The following is a 25,134-nucleotide window of genomic DNA, read 5'->3' on the forward strand; positions in this document are numbered from 1 at the left end:
CGAAAATCCGGTGTCCCACTTCGCTTGAGGGGTTACCACCTGCCGCCCTATGATGCGCGGTTGAGAAAGATCGGCTGCCCGCGCTTATTGGTGTAGATGGGACGGTAGCGGTCCGTGTTGTACGTGCTGGCGACGTCCAGCTTGCGCGGCCCGAGCCTGACATCAGGGATGGGCACGAGGTCGTAGCGGCCCTCCACCAGCGCCGACATGAGGCCGGTCTTGCCTTCGAGGACGGCATCGTACGCCATATTGCCGAAAGTCAGGGCCACGAGCTTGTCCATGAAGTCAGGATTGCCCGATCGCAGGTCGTATGTGAGATCGGAGGTGATCGTCTCCTCGCCGACGCGTCGCTTGATCTCGTCGGCGAACGATTCCGCCACACTCGCCTTCTTGCGATGACCGTAAGCATCAGGCTCACCGTATTCCTGCACTTCGTAGCCCTCCCACGCGGCGCCCTCGCTGAGCACGACGAGCGCATAGTTGCTTGGGTTGGCGCGCTTCTCCTCGACGAGCAACTGGATCAGTTTGTCGAGATCGACCTTGTACTCCGGTATGACGCACCGTATCGAGGTGGCGTACGCGGTGTAGAGCGCCGTAAATCCGGCATCGCGGCCAAAGACGCGGAAAATACCGATTCGCTCGTGCGATCCGACAGTGGTGCGCTGCCGCTGGATGGCGTCGCTGGCGCGGGTGATCGCGGTCGAGAAGCCGATGCAGTACTCGGTGTTGCGGACGTCGTTGTCCATCGTCTTCGGGATGGCGATGATCTTGACGCCGAGGTCGTTGAGCTTGGCTGCGTAACTGAGCGTGTCGTCGCCGCCGATGGCGATCAGATGTTCGATGCCGAGCCCCGAGAGGTTAGCCAGCACCTGGCCGGTGACGTCCCACGTCCTGGTTGCGATGCCGCCCTTCGTGCTGAGCGAGGCCGGAAAGTCGTGGCCTGCGAGATGATCTGGCAGCTTCTTCATCCTGGACGGATTGGTGCGGCTCGAGTGCAGCACAGTGCCGCCGCTCCGGTCTATAGTGCGCGTGTTGTCACGGTTCAGCGGGATGATGTAGTGGGACCTGGAGGCCGGGTCCTCGAGGTTCACGTGCGTGAGGGCCTCCCAACCACGGCGGAGGCCGACGACCTCGATGTCGTTCTCGCTGCCGCGATATGTCACGCTCTTGATGACTGCGTTGAGACCGGGAACGTCGCCGCCGCCCGTGAGAATGCCGATACGCCTTTTTGCCATACCCACCTCGCAGGCAGTCCCTTACTCGGCCGCTTCCGGCTTGCGCTCCTCGCGCACCTGAAAGCGCTTCAGCAGTGAGGACACGGTGTCGCGGAAGCCACCATACTCCAGCTCGGAATAGGGCAGCATCGCGGCACCTGACCAGCCCTGGCTGCGCATCTCGATTGCCTTGCGCTGGGCGCGCCTGCGGACCTCGTCCCACGCCGGATTGTCGAAGAAATCGGTAAAGGACTCTGAAAAACGGCCGTCCTTGTCGATCGAAAAGCCGGTGCAGGAAACGATCGGCAGGCAGTACATGCCCGTCACCGGAGTGTTAAGTGGCACCGGCATGAGCGGCATCACGTGCGAGCCGCGCGCATCGCCGCCTACGAAGTGCGCCTTCGCGAACGGTGAAACGATTTCTTCGGGTGCCGGGAAAATCCCCTGGTTCCTGACGATCGCGACCGGATCGTCCTTGCCGGTGTACTTGCCTGCGATCGCGTGAAGACGCTGCGCCGAAACGGCGACGGCGACCTCGCCATGGGTCCGGGAAACAATGCGATCAATGCCAAAGCGCTCGTTGTCGCGGAGCAGCGCGGCAATGTGGTAGCCATCCGCGGGCGCGTCGAGTTCGATCACGCTGTCGCCGGCCGTGTGATCCATGTCGATGACATGAAAACGGAATCCCTTGATCATCGGGGGCAGCATCAGCCCGGCGCAATACATGGGATCGGCGAAGGCGAGGTAGAGCGGCAGGTTGTAGGCGCCGGGGCCGCATTTGTCGGCGGCGAACACCATGAAGGACTCCGCAGGTCTCGTGCCCGAGAGGCTGTGGTCGAAGCTGAGCTCGGCGACGCCCGGTCCGGCGCCGCGAACGTTTCCGGAAGGTGCGTCGACGAGAAGATCCTGGCCGGCGCCATAAAGCCCGGAGGTTTTCGCGACCGAGGTGGCCGCGAGGAACGCCTTCCAGGCAAGTTGATGCACCTCGGAGCTCCCTTCGCCCCGTGTGTGTGTCATGATGATCGCAATGTCGTCGCCGGTGTGGCAGACGAAAGCGTCGATCAGCAGGCCATCGCAGATCGCCTTCGCGACCTCGCCCTCGACGGCCGCCATCATGCGTGTAGACGGTTTCGTGTGGCCGCCGACGGAGCCTATGTCAGCCTTGATGACCGAAAGGGTGAGTCTCATGAGCGTTCCCTCCGCCAGCGCAGCGCACCGCCTCGGCGTCTGCGCTTGCTGCGCCGGGGCGACGGCGCTGCTCATTTCCGCGAAAAAGAACGTCTGAGGTTCCGTTACGTTCCACAAATGCCGTTCTCGAAATGCGGGCTCATCCGGTAGCCGGGAGTTGGTTTTTTCGCGGGAATCGAATTCAGGTCATTGCCGGGCGACCATGGCGTTCCACCACGGACAAACGCCGCTTAGCCTCTGGTAGTTGCCGTCCATCACCTGGAGCGGGGCACGGCGTCCTTCGGGCGGCGCCGGCAGGCGCACGAGCAGCAGATCATCAAGGTTCATTTCGGCCGCTCGCCCCGAAAGCGCCAGCAACGCGGCAATGCCGGCCAAACAGGCGAATTTTCGAAGACGCGGCTTCTGATCGCGCATCGAATTTGCGCAGCGCGGCAACAAGTTTGCACTGCCATCAGGCCGACAATTGTGCTCTCTTTGGCTGCGCGACCTCTCGCTGATCATTTCAACCGCAGCCCCATGGTGGCTCGAGAGCGAGCGCCGCCCCGGCGTTGATTCGAGCCGGTCGCCTTGTTCATGAGTTCACCTGGAGTGACAGCCATGGTGCAGAACCTAGTAGCCGGATTGGTCGTGATGGCCTTGATTATCATGGGCGTGCTTGCCTACGCCCAGAAACATGAGGGGTGCTTGCACGGGCGCTCGCTCCAAACCTTCAAGCCCTGCGGATCAGTTAGCGTTGACCTGTAGCGCTGGCGCGACGCCGCGGCCAACCTTGCGCGATTTGGTGCCCATGATCCCAGGCAAATCCCGGTTCGCCTATTTCCGTCTGTATGGGCCGAGCCGTTCTTCAATCGAACGTGGGTTCTTGACAAACTGAGCGACTGATCAGGCGACGCTTTGGGCTCGCTTCCGTTGGTGGTCTGTTGAAGTCTGTTCTTGGCCCCAGCGGATATGCCGACCCTTCCGACTGGTCTCTGCTTCCGTGGGGAAGACCGGACATGGCGAAGTAATCGCCGCTTCCGCCAATTGACCACAACCGGAAATTTTCGAACCCAACCGGCGGCGCCGGCGTTCGAAAATTGCTGGCATGCAAAAATTCCGCACCTCTTGAACATAAAACATTTGACGCGCTGAATTTTCTCTGCGCTTAGATCATGACATTCGTCCTGGGTGAGATTGCCTGCACTCTTGAGGACCGTAATGCGCAACGCACGACACATCGCAGAGACTACCGCCCGCGTCCGGCCGCTTAATTGGCTGGCCGATTGGTCGTGCATGTCCGTGATGACACGGGGTCCGAATTTTCAGCTCCAAGCGGGGCTGATCCGCAAGGCAAGAGTGTAACTCTCGGCGCAGGGCCGCTCCCTCCGCCGAACCGGCAGGAGGGCAAGATGAGCGCCCGCAACGACGTCAAGAGACCATCCGATCATGGCTTGGATGCGAGGCTTGTGCTGGCCGCGGCTCGACTGCGATTTGCCACGCGGGTTGATTTTCTCGTGGCTCGCTGGCTCGAGCGCTGCGCCACGAACGTCGAGGCCGCACAATTGTTGTTCAAGACTGATCGGAAGCCCACACGTGAGGTCGGGATGGGCGTGAGCCTTGTTTCATCTCCACGTTGGGATGACTCCCCATGACGGGGTCAGCCGGGGTGGAAATAGCATCAAGGTAGAAAGAGGCTGCCTACATGGCAGCCTCCCACTCCATTGCAGATCACCAGTGTTGAATTGGTGGATCCTCAAAAGCGAGGCTCTTCCTCGAACGCGCGGCCTTCGATGTCGACTCTTCTCGAACCGGACTTGACCGACTGATCTGACGATGTCTGCGTACGCGGGCAAAGCAGATCTCGCCGTTGCACCTCCGGACTTCCGAGTTTGACCCTGGCTGTGTGACCCACAACGGACATGCGCGGCGCGCCTTTGAGCTTAAGTACTATAAACTCAGCGAACCAAATGGTATCTGCCAAGGCCAATTGCAAAAGCAACGGAAACACGCACATGCAAGACCTTATCGGACGAACAGCCTTCGTCACCGGAGCAGCATCAGGCATCGGATTAGGGATCGCCACGGCGCTGTCGCGGGCGGGGGTGAAGGTCATGCTATGCGACATCGAGGAAGAGGCGTTAGCAACGGCGGTAGAGAAATTGAAACTTACCAACGCCGACGTTGACGGCGTGAGAGCGGATGTATCGCTCAAAGCAGAACTCCAAGCCGCAGCGGACGCCACCGTGGCGCGGTACGGCAGGGTCCATATTCTCGTCAACAATGCGGGGGTCGGCGGCGGCCGGGGTTACGGTCATTGGACAGATGCAGGTTGGAATTGGGTTCTCGGCGTCAATCTGATGTCGGTGATTTGGGGCATCGAGATTTTCGGTCCGCTGATCGAGGCGCATGGCGAAGGAGGGCAGATTGTTTCCACGGCGTCCGTCTCCGGACTGATTGCGGGACCAAATCCTGGGTACGATGTGAGCAAATATGGAGTAGTGGCTTTGTCCGAAGGACTGCGGACGGTGCTCGCGCCGCGGAAAATCGGGGTATCCGTTCTGTGTCCGGGCGTCATCCGCACTCAGATCATGAATTCTCGGCGCAATGTGCCGCAGCGGTTCGCCGGGAAGATCGGCAGCCCGCCGCCGACGGAAGGACCGCTCGCCGAGTTCATCAAGGCGCTTCAGGAACGGATCAACAATGGCATCGATCCGCTCTATGTCGGCGAACTGGTTCGCGAGGCAATCGAAAATGACTGGCCCTACATCTTCACCGACACCGAGCACGAACCCTTCATCGACAAACGCTTCGCCGCTATCAAGCAGGGCTTCGATCGCATACGTGGAAGGACGCCGCGGCGCTAGCTATCGCATCTGTGATTCAATCAGAACCGAAAGGGCTCTACGTCACAGCGACTGGAGCACCTCGCGGTGCGCCGGACGCGTTCGCCGTGATGCTCTCATTGAGTTTCTGATTGACGATCTGGACCGTACGGTCGATTTCGGCATTGGGTGCGCCAAGCTGATGCGAAATCAGCTTCACCAGCAGGTCGACGCGTTCGATGGAAGGCGCGCCACCAGCGACCGCTCGGGCTGCTGACGAGGGCCTGAGAAGGCTTTCCGCCGCTTTGGCATATTTCTCGAAAGGTACCTGATCCGTGGGATCGGCGCCCAAACGCTGGGCGATGGCATCGACGTGGTCATAGATCGATTGCGAGAGGTTGATATCGCCGTGCACCGCGTCGCGGATCGATTGCGGCTCTTGCGGCGTGATGCAGCGGTAATTCCCGGTCAACAGCATCGACCATTTGGCCAGAGGGACGAACATCGAATCGAACACTTTGAGCTTCACCGGAACGTCCTGGCCATCCAGCTTCACCCCATCGATGTCGGCTTCCAGCTCTCGAAGCAGCAAATTGTGCTTCTCGTCCGCAAATGACGCGGCCTTGAAGTTTGTCGGCAAGCCGACGTGAAGAACATTCGCCGCTTCCTCTGGGGGACGGAAGGCCTGCGGATCCGGAGAGCAGAGCGACACCAGGCCTGGCTCAAACCGATCCCATACCGCAGCGTTGGTATAGGCCTTCTCCAACTCCATTTCCGCAAGGGCCGGGATGCGCTTGAGATAGGGCAGAGGGGGCATGTTCATGATCGAAAGGCAAGGCAGCTTCGCTTCGGCGATTTTGATCATCAGAAGCCGCATCGCGGGAGCAGCGTATTGCGGTTCCTGCATCGCAAGACCAACCAGATCATAACGGGAAGGATCGACGTCGGCGGGCTCGACTGCGTCCAAGATGCCAGGCAGGTCGCGCGAGAAGATCGGCCGGTGGGCCGCCTCGTCGCGCAGCTTGATGCGAACTTCGGTGCCGTCGCGATTGATGAGTTCTGCCGTCTGCTTCCGGCAAACCAGGGTCACGTTGTGACCCGCCATCAAAAGCTTTGTCGCCAGCAACGAGCCATACGAGGCCCCGAGGATCAGAATGTTACGCGCCATGCGCCCTCCCACAGATGATGTTTTCCGGCGCCACTACTCCGGCGCAGATTTGCGAGCGCCTGCTTTGCGACAGGAGTTAAGCCGACTATTGCGGTGCGATACCGTCTTCCCTGGGAGTGCAGCCCAAAAAATGCCGGCGCAGTTCGAAGCGACGGTCAGGCCGATGCGGCGAGCTTAAAGGGCGTTGCTTCGTCGTCGAACGCGTTGAAGATATCGCGAATGCTGATGACGCCGATCAGGCTGTAATTGTCGATCACCGGCACGTGGCGGATGTGATGCTTGCTCATGAGGTGGCGGACATGCTCGAGCGTATCCGTCGACGTGCAGGAAACGAGCTGTTGCACCGAAATGAATTGCGAAACGCGCATGTTCACGCCGGCTGCGCCGTGTGCGGCAATCGCGCGAACGACGTCGCGCTCGGTGAACATGCCGACCGCCGTGTTGCCTTCGGTGCGGACGACATCCTTGACGACCAGCGCGCTGATATTGCTGGAGCGCATCAGTTGGGCTGCGATGGCGACGGTCTCGTTCATGCGAACCGTTGCGACACGGGCGGCTTTGTTGCGCAGGATATCTCCGACTTGCATGGCAACCTCCTTGGGGTGAAATATTGATCTAAGTCTGGTATACATAATGCCAATTGTCAACACGTTTGGCCGTGGAAATCTCTCGCCGGGATGAAGATAAATAGGCAGCATTACTGACGTTATTGAAGCGCTCCATTCCGACCCGAGGAGAGGGAGACGTCCCTGGAGCGTGCCGAAAGGCGATCTGGTATACCAGAGGCCGCCCAGGCAAAAGAAAAACGCGCCCATCCCGGAGGATGAGCGCGCTTGTTTCGAATAACCGTACCGGTTTGGATCAGGCCGTCAGCTGCGATTTGGCAACCACCGACTTGCGCCAGGGCTTGAGCAAGGCGATCGCCAGCACCGAGGCCAGGATGTTCGCACCGGCCGCGACGATGAACACGGTGTCCCAGGTGCCCGAAGATTGCTGCATGTAGTTCGCGACAGGCACCAGCAGCGCCGCGGTGCCCTTTGCCGTGTAGAGCAGGCCGGCATTGGTAGTCGCGAATTTCGCGCCGAAGGTGTCGGTGCAGGTCGACGGGAAGAGGGAATAGATCTCACCCCAGGCAAAGAACACGAAGCCCGACAGCAGCACGAACCACACCGGATCGTGGCCCAGCATGTACAGGCCCCAGATGCCGATGCCTTCCATGCCGAACGCGATGAACATGGTGTTCTCGCGCCCGATCATGTCCGAGATCCAGCCGAAGAAGGGACGGGTGAGGCCGTTGAGGACGCGGTCGATGGTGGCCGCGAACGTCACTGCCGTCATCGTCACCGCCATCAGTGTGACGGGTACGCTGTCGACCTTCCAGTCGACGGCGATCGGCTTGAGGTTGGCGGTGACCATCAATCCGCCGGCGCCGACGATCACGAACATGAAGTACATCAGCCAGAAGATCGGCTGACGGATCACCTCGGTCGGCTGATAATTGCGCCGGGTCTGGATGATGTTGGCATTCTGCGTCACCGCAGGCACCTGTCCGACTTTGGGCGCGAACATCAAGAAGGCGAGGATCACGATGATGATGCCTTGTCCGAGACCGAAATAAAGGAAGGTGGTCTGGAAGCCGGAGTCCTTGATCATCGCCTGGATCGGCGCGACCGTCAGCGCCGAGCCCGCGCCGAATCCGGCGGCGGTGATACCGGCAGCAAGGCCGCGCTTGTCCGGAAACCATTTCAGCGCGTTGCCGACACAGGTGCCGTACACGCCGCCGGCGCCGATGCCTGCGATGATCATGCCAAGATAGAAGCCGTTGAGGGTGGTCGCCTGGGCGTTGATCGCCCATCCGATGGCGCAGAGGATGCCGCCGACCAGGACGACGAGGCGCGGGCCGTATTTATCGACGAACCATCCTTCGACCGGGACCAGCCAGGTCTCGAACAGCACGAACAGCGTAAATGCCCACTGGATCGAAGCGCGATCCCATCCGAATTTCTTCTGGATGTCGGGGACGAAGAAAGTCCAACCATATTGATAATTGGCGATCATGACCATTGCGGCGACGCCGATGGCTAACTGGGTCCAGCGATAAGCATCGCTGACTCGGGCCGCCGCGACGGGGGCCGCTCCGTGCACTGTGTCCGTCATCTTCCCTCCATAGGCTGTTCTATCGATACCCGACAGCTCAAGGGAAGAGTTTGGTATATGTTATGCCAGTAGACAAGAGAAATCTTGCCAGTTTGTCGCATTTCCTGTTGCTACTGAACACGCGTCATTAGAACAGCGGTGATCAGGCCGCACGTTAAAATACTGAAACAAAAAAGAAATTAGTAGATGAGCGCTGCTGGCTGCATTCGTTATGAGATCTTGCACTTTCTCGCGCCTGATATCCCAGCGCCCAAAAAAACGATGATGGCCGGGACAGTGCCCGGCCATCGTGACCCGTTTCAGGTGGTTAAATGAAGCCTGACTACGCTCCTCGTAGTCAGACTTCAGGGAAGGATTTTGTTCGCTCTGGCGATGGCGCCTTGCTCCCTTCAGGCAACGGCGCCGCGCAAGCGGGTATAGCCTTGCTGGATCACCGACCAGAACAGCGCAACCAATCCCAGGATCATGATCGTGCTGACCAGCGTGTTGGAAAAGAATATGCCGAGCGAGCCCTGGGATCCCAGCAACGACTGCCGGAATGCCTCTTCCGCCTTGTCGCCGAGCACGATGGCCAGCACCAGCGGGGCGAGGGGATAGTTGCACTTCTTGAGCAGGTAGCCGATCACGCCGAACACCAGCATCAACACCACGTCGAACGTGCTGCTGTGAACCGAGTAGGCGCCGATCGCGCACAGCACCAGGATGAGTGGCGCGATGATGCTGAAGGGGACGCGCAGGATGGCCGCGAAGACAGGCACGCAGGTCAACACAACGATCAGGCCGACGAGATTGCCGAGATACATCGAGGCGATCAGGCCCCAGACGAATTCCTTCTGTTCGACAAACAGCATCGGCCCGGGCTGCAGGCCCCAGATCAGGAGGCCGCCGAGCAACACGGCGGCTGTTGGCGAACCCGGAACGCCAAGCGAAAGCATCGGCAGCAACGCCGCGGTGCCCGCAGCGTGCGCCGCGGTCTCCGGCGCGACCACGCCTTCGATTTCTCCTTTGCCGAAATTGGCGCCTTTCTTCGACACCCGCTTGGCGATGCCGTAGCTCATGAAGGATGCCGGCGTTGCGCCGGCCGGCGTGATGCCCATCCAGCAGCCGATCACGCAGGAGCGCAGCGACGTCACCCAGTAGGCCGGCAACTCTTTCCAGGTCTGCAGCACCACCCGCAAATTGATCTTGGCGCTGCCGCCGCGGAAGGCGAGCCCTTCCTCCATCGTCAGCAGGATCTCGCCGATGCCGAACAGCCCGATGACGGCGATCAGGAAGTCGAACCCGTTGAGCAGATGGGTAACGCCGAATGTCAGCCGTAGCTGTCCGGTGATGGAATCGAGGCCGACAGCGGCAAGCGCAAATCCAATCATCATCGCCGCGATGGTCTTGAACGGTGGTTCCTTGCTCAAGCCGACGAAACTGCAGAACGCCAGAAAATAAACCGCGAATTTCTCGGCTGGTCCGAATTGCAACGCAAAGCTTGCGACCAGTGGCGCGACCAGCGTGATCATGATGACGGCGAACAGGGCGCCCACGAACGACGAGGTGAAGGCCGCCGTCAAAGCTTCGCCGGCCTTGCCCTTCTGCGCCATCGGGTAGCCGTCGAACGTCGTCGCGACCGACCATGGTTCGCCGGGTATGTTGAAGAGAATCGAGGTGATCGCTCCGCCGAACAATGCGCCCCAATAAATACAGGACAGCATGATGATGGCCGACGTCGGCGGCATCGAGAATGTCAGCGGCAACAGGATCGCAACGCCATTGGCGCCGCCCAATCCCGGAAGCACGCCGATGATGACGCCGAGCACGATGCCGAGGACCATCACCATGATGTTGAAAGGCTGCAGCGCGACCGCAAAGCCATGAAACAGATTGACGAGTTCTTCCATCCCGATAATCCTGACTGTGCGTCGATGTTACAGACCGAGCCACTCTTCGATCGGCCCCTTGGGAAGCGGGACCAGAAAGTAGCGCTCGAAAATGAAATAGGTGACAATGGGCATGCCAAGCGCGACGGCCAGCACGGTAATCCAAGGGTACTTGCCCAGCCATCGCATGAACCATGCGATGAAGACGATCGAGGCGAGATAAAGCCCGGTGAACGGCATGGCGCCGACATAGATCGCGGTTGGAATGACGACGCTCATAACCTGGCGAAGCTGTCCCCATTCCGCGAACAGCTCGTCATTGTCGTCGCGCAGTCCGTTCCACAGGTTTATCCCGCTGGATGCGACGATGAAGATTCCGATGTAGAATGGAAAGAAGCCGGCGCGCGGACCTTCCGCGCCCCAGTTAATGCCGGCCTTCAGGCTGCCGACGATAACGATGACGCCGAAGAGGGCGATCAGCAACGTGATCCCAGCCTCCACCAGCTTGTGGGTGGGGCCTGTCTTGCTCGAGCTGCCTGTTGTCATCAAAACTCCATGCGCGGCCGGGCCCGAGGCCCGGCGCCTGCGTTATGATCCCGGTTGCGGGCGATGCGTCGATCAGTTGCCAGGTGCGGCAAGGAAACCGGCATCCTTCATCAGGACCTCGTGGCGCTTTTCCTCGACCTCGACCCATTTGGCATATTCTGCCCCGGTCAGGGAGGTCGTGTTGAACGCGCCGCTCTTCATGAAATCCTGCCACTCGGGCGTGGCGCGAACCTTCTTGAACAGCTCGACGTAATATTCGATCTGATCCTTGGTGGCCCGTGGCGACATGAAGATGCCGCGCAGCATCAGATATTCCATATCGAGACCCTGCGACTTGCAGGTCGGAATATCCTTCCAGCTCTTGCCGTCCGCGACCTGTTCGTCATAGCCCATCGGCTGCGCGTCGAACACGCAAAGCGGACGCAGCTTGCCACCACGCCATTGCGCGACGGCCTCAATCGGATTGTTGACAGTGGAGTCGACATGGTTGCCGACGAGCTGAACCGCGACTTCGCCGCCGCCCTTGTAGGGAATGTAGGTGAACTTGCTGCCGGTGGCTTTCTCGACCGCGACCGTAATGATCTGGTCTTCCTGCTTCGAACCGGTGCCGCCCATCTTCATAGTACCGGCGGGAGCGGCCTTCACGGCATCAATATACTCTTTCGTCGTCTTGTACGGTTTTTCGGCGTTCACCCACAGCACGAACTCATCGAGCGCCAGCATCGTTACCGGCGTGAGATCCTTCCAGTTGAACGGGATGCCGGTGGCAAGAGGGGTGGTGAAGAGGTTGGAGAGCGTGATGATGATCTTGTGCGGATTGCCGCCCGATGTCTTGAGGTCGAGGAAGCCTTCGCCGCCGGCGCCGCCCGCCTTGTTGATGACGACCATCGGCTGCTTCATCAGGCTGTGCTTGGTGACGATGCCCTGGATCGTCCGCGCCATCTGATCGGCGCCGCCGCCGGTGCCGGCAGGAACGATGAACTCGACTGGCCGTACCGGTTCCCATGCGGCGGTCGCAGGAACAGAAATCCCAATCGCGCATAAGGCGGCGATTGCGCCCAACGCCGTTTGTGCAGTGTGCTTCATTTTGTTTCTCTCCCGTCGAACTGTGGTTACGTCGGTCTTTGCCGGCTTTCTAGTTCTGTCCCCGACCATTCGATCGGGTTGTTCTCGCACTCATGACTGTTACACCGCAACGGTTGTCCCCGTGCGATGACTGCAGGCTCGAATTGTAAGAGGGACCTTTCGGTGCGGCATCCGCTCCTTTCGGCCAATTGTGTATTTGCATAACGCCGAAGAGGGCAGGTGAGATGCACCGCCGGCTTCGCGCCAGATCGCCTTGGCTGTCCTCGTGGACCGCACGACCTTATCCCCCCAAAATGCGCCCTTCTTTTCGGTGCGGGCGCCCTTGATGTATCTTTGTATGCGATATGCCAGGACGCAAACGGTTATTGCGGCGAATTGGCATTCGGGCTGATTTGTCGCAGATGTTGGTAAAAGTCGGCGGCCCGCTGCAAACGAAAAATGGCCCCGGAAGCCGGGGCCATTGCTACAGAGAGATCATGCGGAGGACCGTTCGCCTGGAGAAGACCTTCGATCGCAAATCGCTTATTTTATAGGCTCAGAGACCGAAACGGGGGAGGTCGCCGTTGCGGATGGCGATACGGCTGCTCGCGGTCAGCAGGCGGTCGATGGAAGCCATCAGACGGCTGAACAGGGTGCTGGAGGGCAGGAGGCCCACGGATGCAGTCTTGGACATGTTTGTCCCCTTTTCTTGGAGCGGAACCATTCCGCTTGGTAATCTCGAGACAATTTATGTATACCAGATGCCAGCCACAACGGGCCTGTTTGCATAGCAGCAATTAGCTGTTTGCATTGCAGCAAAATTAACGAAAGTGGCATTCCAGACGGAACATCCCAGACAGAAAAAGGCCGCCGGAAACCGGCGGCCTTGGCATTTTGTGTTCTCTTAAGAGTTGGCTTATTCGGCCGCCTGCTTCCGCGGCGGATCGAGCGCGCCGGAGTCGTGGATCTCGGCGACCTGGTGATCGGAGAAGCCGAGAACCTGGCGCAGGATCTCGTCGGTGTGCTCGCCGAGCAGCGGCGAACGCGTCACCTCGCTCGGTGAGTCCGACAGCTTGATCGGGTTGCCGACCGAAATGTACTTGCCGCGGGTCGGATGATCGACCTCGACCACGGTGCCGGTCGCGCGCAGCGACTGGTCTTCGGCGATCTCCTTCATCGACAGGATCGGACCGCAGGGGATGTCGTCCCTGTTGAGGATTTCCATCGCCTCGAACTTGGTCTTGGTCATCGTCCACTGCTCGATGCGCGCGAAGATCTCGTTCAGCCGCGACAGGCGGGCAGGCGGCTTGGCGTAGTTCGCATCGGTCTTCCAGCTAGGCTCACCGATCACGTCACAGATCTTCTCCCACACCGGCGCCTGGGTGATGAAATAGATGTAGGCGTTGGGATCGGTCTCCCAGCCCTTGCACTTCAGGATGCGGCCGGGCTGGCCGCCACCAGAATCGTTGCCGGCGCGCGGCACCGCGTCGCCGAACGGAATGCCTTCGCCGAACTGGCTGTATTCCTTCAGCGGACCATGGGCGAGGCGCTGCTGGTCGCGCAGTTTGACGCGCGCGAGGTTGAGCACGCCGTCCTGCATCGCAGCCGTAACCTTCTGGCCCTGGCCGGTCATGGTGCGCTGGTAGAGCGCGGTGACGATGCCGAGCGCGAGATGCAACCCGGTGCCGCTGTCGCCGATCTGCGCGCCGGTGACGAGCGGCAGCCCGTCGCGGAAGCCGGTGGTCGAAGCGGCGCCGCCGGTGCACTGGGCGACGTTCTCATACACCTTGCAGTCTTCGTAAGGCCCGGGACCAAAGCCCTTGATCGAGGCCACGATCATCTTCGGGTTGATGGCGTGGATCTTCTCCCAGGGGAAGCCCATGCGATCGAGCACGCCGGGGCCGAAATTTTCCACCAGCACGTCGCAGCTCTTGATCAGGGCGGTGAGGACTTCCTTGCCCTTCGGGTTCTTGGTGTCGAGCGTGATCGAGCGCTTGTTGTGGTTGAGCATGGTGAAATACAGGCTGTCCACATTGGGAATGTCCTGCAACTGGCCACGCGTGATGTCGCCGACGCCGGGGCGTTCGACCTTGATCACGTCGGCGCCGAACCAGGCCAGCAATTGCGTGCAGGTCGGACCCGACTGAACGTGGGTGAAATCAAGAATACGAACGCCCTTGAGCGCCTTTGTCATCGTCTTTGCTCCGTACTGTGTCTGTCTGCGCCTTGCGCGTGCAGGATGAAATGGGTTGAAGTCGGTTATTTCTTTTTCAGAACGCTTTGCGGATTGAGGTTGCCGATGCGGCCGCTCTCGGAACCGGCCGCCGGATCGATCACCGCGTTGATGAGCGTCGGCTTGCCGGAATCCATCGCTGCGTTGACAGCGCGCTTGAGTTCGTCGGGCGAGGTGGCATTGATGCCGACGCCGCCGAACGCTTCCATCATCTTGTCGTAGCGCGAGCCCTTGACGAACACCGTCGTCGCCGGATCGGAGCCGCCCGCATTGACGTCGGTGCCGCGATAGATGCCGTCATTGTTGAAGATGACGATGCAGACCGGAAGCTGGTAGCGGCAGATGGTCTCGATCTCCATGCCGGAGAAACCGAAGGCCGAGTCGCCCTCGATCGCGAGCACCGGCTTGCCGGTCTCGACGGCGGCGGCGATCGAATAGCCCATGCCGATACCCATGACGCCCCAGGTGCCGACGTCGAGGCGCTTGCGAGGCTTGTACATGTCGATGACGCCGCGGGCGAGGTCGAGCGTATTGGCGCCTTCGTTGACCAGGATGGCGTCGGGCCGCTCCTTGATGATGGTGCGCAGTGCGCCGAGTGCGCCGTGATAATCCATCGGCGAAGCGTTGCTCATCAGCTTCGGCGCCATCTTGGCGACGTTGTCGTCACGCTTCTTGTTAACGGTCGAGACCCAGTCGGCGGGTGCAGCCGGCCAGCTGCCGCCCATGCCCTCGAGCAGCGCGGAGACGCAGGAGCCGATATCGCCGACCACCGGGGCCACGATCTCGACGTTGGAGTCCATTTCCTTCGGCTCGATGTCGATCTGGATGAATTTCTTCGGCGCGTCGCCCCAGGTCTTGCCCTTGCCGTGCGACAGCAGCCAGTTGAGGCGGGCTCCGATCAGCATGACGACATCGGCGTCCTTCAGCACGGTCGAGCGTGCCGCACCGGCCGACTGCGCATGCGTGTCGGGCAGCAGGCCCTTGGCCATGCTCATCTGCAGGAACGGCGCGCCGGTCTTTTCGACGAAGGCGCGGATCTCGTCGTCGGCTTGCGCATAGGCCGCGCCCTTGCCGAGAATGATGAGGGGGCGTTTCGCCCCCTTGAGCACGTCGAGCGCGCGCTTGACGGCGGATGGGGCAGGGATCTGGGCCGGCGCAGCGTCGATCACCTTCACCAGCGACTTCGCGCCGGCAGCCGCGTCCATCACTTGGCCGAAAAGCTTTGCCGGCAGGTCGAGATAAACGCCGCCCGGGCGACCCGAGACGGCGGCACGGATCGCGCGCGCCAGGCCGATGCCGATGTCAGCCGCATGTAGGACGCGGAAGGCGGCCTTGCAGAGCGGCTTGGCGACCGCAAGCTGGTCCATCTCTTCATAGTCGCCCTGCTGCAGGTCGACGATCTCGCGCTCGGAGGAGCCCGAGATCAGGATCATCGGGAAGCAGTTGGTGGTGGCGTGGGCGAGCGCGGTGAGGCCGTTGAGGAAGCCGGGCGCCGAGACGGTGAGGCAGACGCCCGGTTTCTTGGTCAGGTAGCCGGCGATCGAGGCGGCGTAGCCGGCGTTCTGCTCGTGGCGGAACGACAGCACGCGAATACCCTCGGCCTGCATCATGCGGCCGAGGTCCGTGATCGGGATGCCCGGCACACCATAGATGGTGTTGATGCCGTTGAGCTTGAGCGCGTCGATGACGAGATGAAAGCCATCCGTCAGCTCTTGCTCGGTGCCCGGTGCTTCGGACTTGGTCGCGGTATTCAGCATGGGCTTCATCTCCCTGATCGTTTTGGTTCGGACGATTTTTCGTCGTCTTCTGGTGCGAAGTTGCGTCTAGGTAAATAGTTCCTGGCCGTGCGCCTCGACGTAGGCGGCAAGGCCCAGCGTGTGGTCGCGTGCGCGTTTCTCGGCGAGTTCGGTGTCGCGTGCTTCCAGCGCTTCGATGATGCCGAGATGCTCGGGCAGGGAGGTCGCGGTGCGATCCTTCCGCCCGATGGTCAATTGCCGGTAGCCGCGCACATGCAGCAGGAGGTCGTTGGTCAAATCGACCAGCACCGGCGATTCGGAAAGCGAGATTAGAGCCTGATGGAACGCGATGTTGGCTTTGGAGTATTCCTCGACATGATCCTGCGGCAGGCGATCTTTGCCAAAATCCTTGAAGAAATCGCGCAGCGCCGTGATGTCCTTCTTGCGCGCGGTGGTCGTGATCAGGCGCGCGGCCATGCTTTCGAGCGCAGCCCAGGCGCGGATCATGTCGACGATCTCGGTCTTGGTGCGGCGAACCACGACGATGCCGCGGCGCGGAACGGTTTTGACGAAGCCATCTTGTTCAAGCATCGCGATGGCTTCGCGAATAGGGGTGCGGCTGACGCCGAGGCGTTCGGACAGCGCGCGCTCGTCGAGCATCACCTGCTCGGGCGTCGCGTAGATGTCCATCTTGAGAATAGCTTCCTTCAAGGCCTCGTAGGCCTTGTTCTTGAAGCTCGTCTCGGGAGCAATCCGGACGATTGCAATATCTGCCTCAGCCATGACAGGCGGCGCCTTGGTTTGTTTTGGTGCGGGCACGACTCGTCTCCTCCCTGTGTTGGAGACGTCTTCTTAGCAGAAGAAACACTCGAATATTTTTGGCATACCAAATACCAGTATGTCAAGATGCCCGTGTTTTCGCTGTTTCTGCGCGATAGTTTGTCTTGACAATCGGATCTCTGGCATACCAAATGCCATAAAATTAGCCCCAGGAGGAAGCCAATGTCAAATTCTGCAGATGCGGCCCGCAAGATCGCCGAGCCCAGCGCCCACCAGGCTGTCCGCCGGGTGCTCGATGCGGTGAAAGCCGACAAGCGCACCAGCCTCACCGCGCCGGAAGGCAAGCTGGTGTGCGACGCCTACGGCATCCCGGTTCCGAAGGAAGGCGTGGCCAAGTCTGCCGCCGAGGCCGCCAAGCTCGCAACGGGCATGGGTTTCCCGGTGGTGATGAAGATCGTCTCGCCGGACATTCTCCACAAGACCGAAGCCGGCGGCGTCGTGGTCGGCGTCAAGACCGCGGCGGATGCGGAAAAGACCTACGAGACCATCCTTGCCAATGCCAAGAAGTATAAGGCTGACGCCAAGATCGAGGGCATCCAGGTCCAGCAGATGCTGGCCGGCGGCACCGAGGTCATCGTCGGCTCCATCACCGACGGCTCGTTCGGCAAGCTGGTGGCGTTCGGCCTCGGCGGCGTGCTGGTCGAAGTGCTGAAGGACATCACCTTCCGTCTCGCACCCGCGACCAGGGACGATGCGCTGTCGATGCTCGACGGCATCCAGGCCCATGACATGCTCAAGGGCGTGCGCGGCGGCGATCCGGTCTCTCGCGAGGCGCTGGCTGATGTCATTGTCAAAGTGTCGCAGCTCGTCAGCGACTTCCCCGAAATCGTCGAACTCGATCTCAACCCGGTGTTCGCCACCAAGAAGGACGCGATTGCCGCCGACGTGCGCATCGTCGTCGACTTCGACTACAAGCCGCGCCCGGCGCCGCGCCCGACCGAAGAAATCGTCACGGCGATGAACCGCATCATGCAGCCGAAGGGCGTTGCCGTGATCGGCGCCTCCGCCGAAGACGGCAAGATCGGCAACTCCGTGATGAAGAACCTGATCAACGGCGGCTACAAGGGCGAGATCTATCCGATCCACCCGAAGGCCGCGGAGATCCTGGGCTACAAGGCCTACAAGAGCGTCAAGGACGTCCCCGGCGTGATCGACACGGCGGTGTTTGCGATCCCCGCGAAGTTCGTCGCCGGTGCGCTGGCCGAATGCGGCGAGAAGAAAATTCCAGGTGCGGTTCTGATTCCGTCGGGCTTTGCCGAAGCGGGCGCGCCTGAATTGCAGGCCGAGATCGTCGAAGTCGGCAAGAAGTACAACATCCGCCTGATGGGGCCGAACATCTACGGCTTCTATTATACGCCGGCCAATCTCTGCGCCACGTTCTGCACCGCCTATGACGTCAAGGGCTCGGCGGCGCTGTCGTCGCAGTCCGGCGGCATCGGCATGGCGATCATCGGCTTCTCGCGCTCGGCCAAGATGGGCGTCTCCGCGATCGTCGGCCTCGGCAACAAGTCCGACATCGACGAGGACGATCTGCTCGCCTTCTTCGAGCAGGATCCGAACACCGCGATCATCGCGCAGCATTGCGAAGACCTGAAGGACGGCCGCGCCTTTGCGGAAGCCGCCAAGCGCGTCTCCAAGAAGAAGCCGGTAGTGGTGCTGAAGGCGGGCCGCACGTCGGCCGGTGCAAAGGCGGCCTCGTCGCATACCGGCGCGCTCGCCGGCAACGACAAGATCTACGAGGACGTGTTCGCCCAGTCCGGCGTGATCCGCGCCCGGTCTTTAAGGCAATTGCTCGAATTCGCGCGCGGCGTGCCGGTGTTGCCGACGCCGAAGGGCGAGAACATCCTGATCATCACCGGCGCCGGCGGCTCGGGCGTGCTGCTGTCGGACTCGGTTGTGGATAACGGCCTGTCGCTGATGACGATGCCGCCGGACCTCGACGCCGCATTCCGCAAATTCATTCCGCCGTTCGGCGCGGCCGGAAATCCCGTGGATATCACCGGCGGCGAGCCGCCGATCACCTACGTCAACACCGTGAAGCTCGGCCTGTCGGACGAGCGGATCCATTCGCTGATCCTTGGCTACTGGCATACGATCGTCACCCCGCCGATGGTGTTCGCCCGCAACATGGTCGAGGTGAAGAAGGAGATGGAGGCCAAGGGCTTCGTGAAGCCGATCGTCGCCTCGCTCGCCGGCGACGTCGAGGTCGAGGAGGCCGCCGAATATCTCTACCAGAACGGCATCCCGGCCTATGCCTATTCGACCGAACTGCCGGTCGAGGTGCTCGGCGCCAAGTACAAGTGGGCGCGCGGCGCGGGCCTGCTCTAACGACGGGTGGGTGAGGGGAGTCTCAGCGTATTCACGTCTTTCGAATTCGCGGAGGCAGCCCCTCACCCCGACCCTCTCCCCGTGAAGAACGGGGAGAGGGAGAACCGGCTAATCACGCGCTAGCACTCTGACTGATTGATGGATGCAGGTCGCGATGAAGCGAAACGTGATCCGGCGCAAACCGGTCGAGCCGAAATCCGGCGCCGACAATGATGCCGATTCCCGGGATGGCGGCGTCCAGTCGGTCGACCGCGCGCTCTCCATCATCGAAGTGCTGGCCGAAGACGACGAGGGCTATCGGCTGACTGATCTCGCGGTTCGCACGGGGTTGTCGACCTCGACCGTGCACCGCCTGCTGGCGACGCTGGAGAAGCGCCGCTTCGTTCAGTTCGACCGCACCGAATCGAAATGGCATGTCGGCGCGCAAAGCTTTGCGGTGGGCGCGACCTTCACCCGCCGCCGCAATTTTACGGCGCAGGCGATGCCGTATTTGCGCAAGCTGCGCGACCTGACCCGCGAAACTGCCAATCTCGCCGTGGTCGACGATGAATCCATCATCGTCCTGACCCGTATGGAGAGCCGCGAGATCATGCGCTCGCTGACCAAGGTCGGGGGACGTGTCGCCATGGTCGCTTCCGGCGTCGGCAAGGCGGTGCTCGCTACCTATTCCGATGCCGACGTCAACGCGATCATTTGCCGCCAGGGTATGCCGCGCCTGACGGAGAAGTCGATCGTCCGGCCCGGCGAGCTGTTCCGGGAGCTTGAGGTGATCCGGCGCCAGGGCTATGCGGTCGACGATGAGGAGGCACGCATGGGGCTGCGCTGTGTTGCCGCCGTCGTCTACAGCGACTGCAGCGAGCCGCTGGCGGCGATTTCCGTCTCCGGCATGACCTCGCGCGTCACCGAAGAGCGTGTGCCCGAGCTCGGAAAAATCGTGCGCGACGTTGCGGCGGAGCTGACGGTCGCGCTCGGTGGCGTGATGCCGGGGGCAAAGTCCGTCTGAGCCGCGTTTGCGGCCACTCGTGCCCGCTGAAAGAAATTTAGGTCTGGTGGCGAGAGCCCGGGCACCGGTATTATCCAGCTATCGCTCGTTCATGCAGCGGCTTCGAGGGGGCGACGTCCTCCGGCTTAACCGCCTGCCGGCGGCCTCGCCGTCTTCCGGGTTCCATTTCCTGTTTTGGGGAAAGTCATGCCTTCCGAACTCCGCTCGCCCCGTCTCGCCGTTCTGATCGATGCCGACAATGCGTCCGCAAAGATTGCGGACGGATTGTTCGAGGAGATTGCCAAGATCGGCGAGGCCAGCGTCCGCCGCATCTACGGCGACTTCTCCAATGCAAGGTCCAAGGGCTGGGCCGACATTCTGTCGAAGCATGCCATCATACCCCAGCAGCAGTTCGCCTATACGACTGGAAAGAATGCGTCCGACATAACCCTGGTCATTGACGCAATGGACCTGCTTCACAGCGGCCGGTTCGACGGATTCTGCCTGGTGTCATCAGACAGCGATTTTACGCGGCTTGCCGCCCGCATCCGGGAGCACGGCGTCGATGTGTTTGGGTTCGGCGCGCAGAAGACGCCGGAAAGCTTCAGGCAGGCCTGCCGAAGATTCTTCTATACCGAGAACCTGCTTGGCGGCACGGCGAACACCCAGGATGCCGCCTCGAAGTCGAATCCGCTCCAATCCCCTGATGAAGCCACCTCTATCATCAAGAAGGTGATCGCCCAGATGGAAAGCGAAGACGGGTGGGTCGATCTTGGGGAAGTCGGAACACGGATTACCAACCTGGCCCCCGATTTCGATTCGAGGACCTTCGGCGCCCGCAAGCTGAGCGACCTCGTGCGAAAGACAAACTCTTTCGAGATCGATCAGCCCAAGGGTGGATCGATGCGAATTCGGATCAAGTCCACCGCCGAATCACTTCCGAAGACGCGAACCGCTCGAAAACCTGCGGGAGGTGAGTAACCGAGGGTTGTTTGAGCCACCGCAACGAGCGCGATCACAAGTCATCCATGATTAACCGCATGGCACGGGCCCCGCTTTTGTGGAAAGTGGACATTAGGCGAGTTGGCGATGTCCACTAGCGGTCATCCTGGCCGACTGCTGCCGATCACTGCGAACGAACGTGCTCAACCGCCAGTTGCGCAGATGACCTAAAAAGGGCTAGCTTCGCCGAATTTAGGAGAGCGCAATGACGCAACCGATTCCAGAAGCGATCCGGGCTGAGCGTCTCACCGCGGCACTCCGCCGAACTGGCGTGCTTGGCGAGGCTCACGTCAGCGATGTCACGGTCGAAAGCTCCCGCGATACCATCCTCTCTCGAATTATTCGGGTACGCTTGACGTACAGTGCACCGACCGACGACGCCCCCCGCTCCCTCATCTTCAAGACTTGTCACCCTGATCGCGTCGGAGATGCGCTGCACGCAGGCCGTCAGGAGGTCGCATTTTATGATCAGATTGCGCCACTGATGGTGACCAACATAGTGCCTCGCTGTTTCGAGGCGTATCACGATGCAGAGACGAGCGCGTGGCATCTCCTCCTTGAGGACCTCACAGAAACCCACGCCGTTCCGACCCAGTGGCCGCTGCCGCCCACAAGGCAGCAATGTGGAGCAATCGTTCGAGCGCACGCTCGCCTCCATGCTTCTTGGTGGGACAGCCCGCGACTCGGTGTCTCCGTAGGGACGTGGCTCGATCCCGAGGCCATGGATCGGCAGATGCAACTTGTCGCGAGCGACTTCCAACGTTTTGCTGATCGCGCGGGTGACCTACTGTCACGCGAGCGGCGCCGGCTCTATGAACAATTGCTCGGCTCTGCACCTCGTCTGCTTCAGCGCTATCACTCACATCGAAACTTTACGATCACCCAAGGCGACGCGCATGTTTGGAATACGTTTTTGCCGCGAGACCATCAGTCCGACGATGCTCGACTGTTCGACTGGGACAGCTGGCGCCTCGATGTCGCATCGCGGGACCTTGCCTACATGATCGCGATGCACTGGTATCCTGACCGTCGACAAGCGATGGAACGTTCACTTCTCGACGAATACCACGAGACGCTGGTTGCTCATGGGATCCAGGGCTACGATCGACATGTGCTCGAAGCCGATTATCGATTGTCGGTGCTTTGGCAAATTACGACGCCCGTGTGGCAAGCTGTAAACAATATCCCCGCCGTGATCTGGTGGAATGGTCTTGAACGCATCATGCTTGCCGTCGATGATCTCGATTGCAGATCGCTACTTACCTGAACCCAAAGTCCGAATTGGGTCAGAAGCTCACCTCTTGGGAATGACCGCATTTTGGTGGCGGGTTGGCAGGGCCTCTCGATCCGCTAGACTGTCCTGCAACGGATGAGCGGACGCGGTTGCGTCGTCTGCCGCAAAAAAATGCAGGGTGGAATCATGGGCCGGAAGATCGCGATCGTCGGAGCGGGCGCTGTCGGCGGGTATGCCGGCGCCCATATGGCGCAGGCGGGCGAGGACGCTACGTTCATCGATCCCTGGCCCGAGCATGTCGAACACATGAGGAAGTACGGGCTGCGCGTCACCCACGCCATGGATGTTGGGGAATTCTCGGTGCCGGTGCGCGCGCTCCACGTCACCGACGCGCAGCAGCTCGCCAAGGAGAAGCCGGTCGAAATCGCCTTCGTCTGCATGAAATCCTACGACACCGCCTGGGCCACCATGCTGATCCGGCAATATCTGGCGCCGGACGGCTATGTCGTGTCGCTGCAGAACTGCATGAACGAGGAGACGATTGCCGGGATCGTCGGCTGGAGCAAGACGCTGGGCTGCATTGCCAGCAGCATCACGGTCAACCTGCCGGAGCCCGGCCATATCCACCGCGGCGCCGGCAAGGGCGGGGCGGCGCACACGGTGTTTCGCGCCGGCGAAGTCCACGGCCGTATCACGCCGCGGGCGGAGGAAATCTGCCGCCTGGTCGGCTACTCCGACAGCGCCAAGGTGACGGACAATCTCTGGGGCGAGCGCTGGTCGAAACTGGTCGCCAACGTCATGGGCAATGGGCTCTCCGCCTGCACCGGGCTGCCGGGCGCGGAAATTCTGCAAAGCGAGCCGCTTCGCCGTTTCTCCACGCGGCTCGGCAGCGAAGCGATCCGCGTTGGCCAGGCGCAGGGCTATCAACTGGAAGAGATTTTGCATCTTGCGCCCGACACGATCGCCCGTGCCGGCGAGGGCGACGAGGCGGCGATGCGCGCCTGCGACGAGCAGCGTTTCAAGGACGGCAAACAGACTTCCTCGCAGCAGCGCTCCTCGATGGGGCAGGACATGCAGAAGGGCCGGCGCACGGAGATCGAATTCCTCAACGGCCTTGTGGTGCGCGAGGGCGAGAAGATCGGCATTTCCTGCGCCGCGAATGCCGCGCTGACCGATATCGTCAAGCGCGTGGAGCGCGGTGAACTGAGCCCGGATCCGCGGCACATTATGGAACTGCGGCTGAACTGAGCTGGTTTGCGTCGTTGCGAGCCACCGGGTCGCGCGAATGCGCGCCCGACGGTGGGGTAATTTGAATATGGCAGCCATCCATACTGGAAACGGGTGAGCGGGAGCGCATATTTCCGAAATGGCGACCATTGTCAGATGTAACAATTGCGGCGCCGAGTATCATCGCACTGACGAGAAGTGCCGCAAACCGGTCACGCATCCTGTACGATCTGCGGTGACACGCTGGAGTATTGGGGTGGAAACCACCCATGTCGCCATGCTCGAGTTGATCGCACGTTCAGACGGAAGCCCTGACACTTCCCAAACGCCCTAGGGACCAACCAACTCGCCAAGTCGGGGCGTGCTCTGACATCGATGCCAGGTGGGTCTGCCGACGCGGAGTCAGGGCTCGTGCCGAGATCATGAAGGGAACAAGCCATGGAGATCAAACGCACTGCATTCGGCGCCATCACGATTGACGGAAAGATCTATGAACACGACGTAATCATTCGTCTCTCGGGCGAAGTGGCTAGGCGCAAGAAAAAGCTGTCGAAGAAGTATTACGGCACCTCGCATGTCCTCTCGAAAGACGAAGCGAAGTTCATCTATGAGGACGGATGCGAGCAGCTAATTCTTGGCTCGGGCCAGATGGGCAATGTGCACCTGTCGCCGGAAGCTCAGACGTATCTTGCGAAAAAGGGTTGCACGGTCCTGTTGCAGCCGACTCCCAAGGCGATTCATACGTTCAACAACTCACATGCGAAGAAGATCGGCCTATTTCACGTTACCTGCTGAACCGGGCCAGGGCAGGGCGCGCTGCGGCGTTACAGCATTCCTTGCCGGACGAGGCGCTAACTATCGTCGCACGCGGGCTTTGGCCGTGAATTCGGCGAGCCGATCGCTCTGCCGAACGGGCGCGATGCCCCCCATGACTTAGGCAGCGCCGCCAATGCGTTTTGAGTTGCGCCGACCGTTAGCCACCGGACCGAAGCAAAAACGGATCTACGGACTGAGCTAAAAGCGTCGCCAATTGGGCGGCGGGAGGCGTGGACTGCTTTTCGGGCGGCAGCGAGCCGACGATCGCCAGTCCAGTACCAGCGGCAACGATCGCAATCGCAGCAAGATATTCAATCCTCATGGTGATGGTTCCTCCATCGGCCCTACGAACCAACCGGATACTCTCTGAAATGGTTCCAGAGCGCTGTTTGACTCTAGCCTTGAACGCCTGCTTGCGCGCCGTTCGGAAGGCATCTCGTCGAGCCCCGATCTGTTCCGCGCAGCAAGTTCCTCAATGCACCGGCTCGGCGCTCCAATTGTTTCCTCTTTCCATACGAACGGCGTCACGATCAGAACTCAGGGAACGAAAGCTCCGGTCAAGACATTAGACGCACGAGACCGTCGCTCGCCGTTAACTACACGGCGCATGTCGCGGATAGCCAAAGGTTCCTACTGCTGGGCCCGCTGTTCTCAAAAACTAGCGCTCGCGCAGATAGCCAAAAGCGGCGGTCTCCAGTTCCGTTCAGAAATTGCCAGCTGTGCTCGCAA

General features: G+C 60.9%; 22 protein-coding genes. 8 read left to right on the forward strand and 14 right to left on the reverse strand.

Annotation, left to right across the window (positions count from 1 at the left end):
* Window positions 1–47 precede the first annotated feature (47 nt).
* From V1294_RS16530 to V1294_RS16540, 3 genes are all read right to left on the reverse strand, one after another.
* Window positions 48–1,235, reverse strand: a complete 1,188-nt coding sequence (locus tag V1294_RS16530; RefSeq protein WP_334482082.1) for a 6-phosphofructokinase — start codon at window positions 1,233–1,235, stop codon at window positions 48–50.
* 21 nt (window positions 1,236–1,256) lie between these two features.
* On the reverse strand, window positions 1,257–2,402 hold the full coding sequence (locus tag V1294_RS16535) for a fructose-1,6-bisphosphatase (protein ID WP_334482081.1): 1,146 nt from the start codon (window positions 2,400–2,402) through the stop codon (window positions 1,257–1,259).
* Between the two features lie 186 nt (window positions 2,403–2,588).
* A complete protein-coding gene (locus V1294_RS16540) occupies window positions 2,589–2,816 on the reverse strand; it encodes a hypothetical protein (protein ID WP_334498631.1) in 228 nt (75 codons plus the stop codon).
* Window positions 2,817–3,790: 974 nt separating this feature from the next.
* Between V1294_RS16540 and V1294_RS16545 the strand changes: the two genes are divergently transcribed.
* Together V1294_RS16545 and V1294_RS16550 are read left to right on the forward strand one after the other, a co-directional pair.
* Entirely contained in the window at window positions 3,791–4,033 is a 243-nt protein-coding gene (locus tag V1294_RS16545) for a hypothetical protein (protein WP_334482079.1), read from the forward strand.
* Window positions 4,034–4,348: 315 nt separating this feature from the next.
* On the forward strand, window positions 4,349–5,245 hold the full coding sequence (locus tag V1294_RS16550; RefSeq protein WP_334482077.1) for an SDR family NAD(P)-dependent oxidoreductase: 897 nt from the start codon (window positions 4,349–4,351) through the stop codon (window positions 5,243–5,245).
* 37 nt (window positions 5,246–5,282) lie between these two features.
* Here V1294_RS16550 and V1294_RS16555 read toward each other — a convergent pair whose 3' ends face one another.
* The 10 genes from V1294_RS16555 to V1294_RS16600 form a co-directional block, all read right to left on the reverse strand.
* Window positions 5,283–6,371, reverse strand: a complete 1,089-nt coding sequence (locus V1294_RS16555; RefSeq protein WP_334482075.1) for a ketopantoate reductase family protein — start codon at window positions 6,369–6,371, stop codon at window positions 5,283–5,285.
* Between the two features lie 155 nt (window positions 6,372–6,526).
* Window positions 6,527–6,958 carry a CBS domain-containing protein gene (locus V1294_RS16560; RefSeq protein ID WP_334498634.1) on the reverse strand — a complete coding sequence of 144 codons (432 nt, stop codon included), beginning with the start codon at window positions 6,956–6,958 and terminating at the stop codon, window positions 6,527–6,529.
* A 274-nt stretch (window positions 6,959–7,232) separates the two neighbouring features.
* Window positions 7,233–8,528 carry an oxalate/formate MFS antiporter gene (oxlT, locus tag V1294_RS16565; RefSeq protein WP_334498636.1) on the reverse strand — a complete coding sequence of 432 codons (1,296 nt, stop codon included), beginning with the start codon at window positions 8,526–8,528 and terminating at the stop codon, window positions 7,233–7,235.
* A 389-nt stretch (window positions 8,529–8,917) separates the two neighbouring features.
* Window positions 8,918–10,417: a tripartite tricarboxylate transporter permease gene (locus V1294_RS16570; protein WP_334482069.1), complete on the reverse strand. Its 1,500-nt coding sequence runs from the start codon at window positions 10,415–10,417 to the stop codon at window positions 8,918–8,920.
* 27 nt (window positions 10,418–10,444) lie between these two features.
* Entirely contained in the window at window positions 10,445–10,942 is a 498-nt protein-coding gene (locus tag V1294_RS16575) for a tripartite tricarboxylate transporter TctB family protein (RefSeq protein ID WP_334482067.1), read from the reverse strand.
* A gap of 72 nt (window positions 10,943–11,014) precedes the next feature.
* Window positions 11,015–12,028 carry a Bug family tripartite tricarboxylate transporter substrate binding protein gene (locus V1294_RS16580; protein ID WP_334498639.1) on the reverse strand — a complete coding sequence of 338 codons (1,014 nt, stop codon included), beginning with the start codon at window positions 12,026–12,028 and terminating at the stop codon, window positions 11,015–11,017.
* A gap of 535 nt (window positions 12,029–12,563) precedes the next feature.
* Window positions 12,564–12,701: a hypothetical protein gene (locus tag V1294_RS16585; RefSeq protein WP_334498641.1), complete on the reverse strand. Its 138-nt coding sequence runs from the start codon at window positions 12,699–12,701 to the stop codon at window positions 12,564–12,566.
* A gap of 222 nt (window positions 12,702–12,923) precedes the next feature.
* Window positions 12,924–14,201 carry a formyl-CoA transferase gene (gene frc, locus V1294_RS16590; protein ID WP_334498643.1) on the reverse strand — a complete coding sequence of 426 codons (1,278 nt, stop codon included), beginning with the start codon at window positions 14,199–14,201 and terminating at the stop codon, window positions 12,924–12,926.
* Between the two features lie 65 nt (window positions 14,202–14,266).
* A complete protein-coding gene (gene oxc, locus V1294_RS16595; protein ID WP_334498645.1) occupies window positions 14,267–15,997 on the reverse strand; it encodes an oxalyl-CoA decarboxylase in 1,731 nt (576 codons plus the stop codon).
* Between the two features lie 66 nt (window positions 15,998–16,063).
* The gene (locus V1294_RS16600) at window positions 16,064–16,759 is read right to left on the reverse strand and encodes a GntR family transcriptional regulator (RefSeq protein ID WP_108513445.1); all 696 of its coding nucleotides are present in this window, start codon (window positions 16,757–16,759) and stop codon (window positions 16,064–16,066) included.
* Between the two features lie 219 nt (window positions 16,760–16,978).
* Here V1294_RS16600 and V1294_RS16605 point away from each other — a divergent pair, with 219 nt between their 5' ends.
* From V1294_RS16605 to V1294_RS16630, 6 genes are all read left to right on the forward strand, one after another.
* On the forward strand, window positions 16,979–19,144 hold the full coding sequence (locus V1294_RS16605; protein WP_334498646.1) for an acetate--CoA ligase family protein: 2,166 nt from the start codon (window positions 16,979–16,981) through the stop codon (window positions 19,142–19,144).
* A 154-nt stretch (window positions 19,145–19,298) separates the two neighbouring features.
* The gene (locus V1294_RS16610; protein ID WP_334498647.1) at window positions 19,299–20,147 is read left to right on the forward strand and encodes an IclR family transcriptional regulator; all 849 of its coding nucleotides are present in this window, start codon (window positions 19,299–19,301) and stop codon (window positions 20,145–20,147) included.
* Window positions 20,148–20,333: 186 nt separating this feature from the next.
* Window positions 20,334–21,107 carry an NYN domain-containing protein gene (locus V1294_RS16615; protein WP_334498649.1) on the forward strand — a complete coding sequence of 258 codons (774 nt, stop codon included), beginning with the start codon at window positions 20,334–20,336 and terminating at the stop codon, window positions 21,105–21,107.
* Between the two features lie 226 nt (window positions 21,108–21,333).
* On the forward strand, window positions 21,334–22,395 hold the full coding sequence (locus V1294_RS16620; protein WP_334498651.1) for an aminoglycoside phosphotransferase: 1,062 nt from the start codon (window positions 21,334–21,336) through the stop codon (window positions 22,393–22,395).
* 153 nt (window positions 22,396–22,548) lie between these two features.
* Window positions 22,549–23,610: a ketopantoate reductase family protein gene (locus V1294_RS16625; RefSeq protein WP_334498654.1), complete on the forward strand. Its 1,062-nt coding sequence runs from the start codon at window positions 22,549–22,551 to the stop codon at window positions 23,608–23,610.
* Window positions 23,611–24,027: 417 nt separating this feature from the next.
* Entirely contained in the window at window positions 24,028–24,384 is a 357-nt protein-coding gene (locus tag V1294_RS16630; RefSeq protein WP_334498656.1) for an Mth938-like domain-containing protein, read from the forward strand.
* A 178-nt stretch (window positions 24,385–24,562) separates the two neighbouring features.
* Here the strand turns inward: V1294_RS16630 and V1294_RS16635 are convergent, their stop codons facing one another.
* Complete coding sequence (locus tag V1294_RS16635; protein ID WP_334498658.1) at window positions 24,563–24,727, reverse strand: hypothetical protein; 165 nt, start codon at window positions 24,725–24,727, stop codon at window positions 24,563–24,565.
* Window positions 24,728–25,134: the final 407 nt, after the last annotated feature.

Source organism: Bradyrhizobium sp. AZCC 1678, assembly GCF_036924765.1.
Classification (GTDB): domain Bacteria; phylum Pseudomonadota; class Alphaproteobacteria; order Rhizobiales; family Xanthobacteraceae; genus Bradyrhizobium; species Bradyrhizobium algeriense.

Excerpts from the sequence above, each read along its gene's own strand:
- V1294_RS16630 (WP_334498656.1), top strand. The coding sequence starts at position 24,028 with ATGGAGATCAAACGCACTGCATTCGGCGCCATCACGATTGACGGAAAG.
- V1294_RS16550 (WP_334482077.1), top strand. The coding sequence starts at position 4,349 with ATGGTATCTGCCAAGGCCAATTGCAAAAGCAACGGAAACACGCACATG.
- V1294_RS16620 (WP_334498651.1), top strand. The coding sequence starts at position 21,334 with ATGACGCAACCGATTCCAGAAGCGATCCGGGCTGAGCGTCTCACCGCG.
- oxc (WP_334498645.1), bottom strand. The coding sequence starts at position 15,997 with ATGCTGAATACCGCGACCAAGTCCGAAGCACCGGGCACCGAGCAAGAG.
- V1294_RS16635 (WP_334498658.1), bottom strand. The coding sequence starts at position 24,727 with ATGAGGATTGAATATCTTGCTGCGATTGCGATCGTTGCCGCTGGTACT.
- V1294_RS16570 (WP_334482069.1), bottom strand. The coding sequence starts at position 10,417 with ATGGAAGAACTCGTCAATCTGTTTCATGGCTTTGCGGTCGCGCTGCAG.
- V1294_RS16530 (WP_334482082.1), bottom strand. The coding sequence starts at position 1,235 with ATGGCAAAAAGGCGTATCGGCATTCTCACGGGCGGCGGCGACGTTCCC.
- V1294_RS16560 (WP_334498634.1), bottom strand. The coding sequence starts at position 6,958 with ATGCAAGTCGGAGATATCCTGCGCAACAAAGCCGCCCGTGTCGCAACG.
- V1294_RS16600 (WP_108513445.1), bottom strand. The coding sequence starts at position 16,759 with ATGGCTGAGGCAGATATTGCAATCGTCCGGATTGCTCCCGAGACGAGC.
- V1294_RS16615 (WP_334498649.1), top strand. The coding sequence starts at position 20,334 with ATGCCTTCCGAACTCCGCTCGCCCCGTCTCGCCGTTCTGATCGATGCC.
- V1294_RS16580 (WP_334498639.1), bottom strand. The coding sequence starts at position 12,028 with ATGAAGCACACTGCACAAACGGCGTTGGGCGCAATCGCCGCCTTATGC.
- V1294_RS16575 (WP_334482067.1), bottom strand. The coding sequence starts at position 10,942 with ATGACAACAGGCAGCTCGAGCAAGACAGGCCCCACCCACAAGCTGGTG.
- frc (WP_334498643.1), bottom strand. The coding sequence starts at position 14,201 with ATGACAAAGGCGCTCAAGGGCGTTCGTATTCTTGATTTCACCCACGTT.
- V1294_RS16555 (WP_334482075.1), bottom strand. The coding sequence starts at position 6,371 with ATGGCGCGTAACATTCTGATCCTCGGGGCCTCGTATGGCTCGTTGCTG.
- V1294_RS16540 (WP_334498631.1), bottom strand. The coding sequence starts at position 2,816 with ATGCGCGATCAGAAGCCGCGTCTTCGAAAATTCGCCTGTTTGGCCGGC.
- V1294_RS16625 (WP_334498654.1), top strand. The coding sequence starts at position 22,549 with ATGGGCCGGAAGATCGCGATCGTCGGAGCGGGCGCTGTCGGCGGGTAT.
- V1294_RS16605 (WP_334498646.1), top strand. The coding sequence starts at position 16,979 with ATGTCAAATTCTGCAGATGCGGCCCGCAAGATCGCCGAGCCCAGCGCC.
- V1294_RS16610 (WP_334498647.1), top strand. The coding sequence starts at position 19,299 with ATGAAGCGAAACGTGATCCGGCGCAAACCGGTCGAGCCGAAATCCGGC.
- V1294_RS16545 (WP_334482079.1), top strand. The coding sequence starts at position 3,791 with ATGAGCGCCCGCAACGACGTCAAGAGACCATCCGATCATGGCTTGGAT.
- V1294_RS16535 (WP_334482081.1), bottom strand. The coding sequence starts at position 2,402 with ATGAGACTCACCCTTTCGGTCATCAAGGCTGACATAGGCTCCGTCGGC.
- V1294_RS16585 (WP_334498641.1), bottom strand. The coding sequence starts at position 12,701 with ATGTCCAAGACTGCATCCGTGGGCCTCCTGCCCTCCAGCACCCTGTTC.
- oxlT (WP_334498636.1), bottom strand. The coding sequence starts at position 8,528 with ATGACGGACACAGTGCACGGAGCGGCCCCCGTCGCGGCGGCCCGAGTC.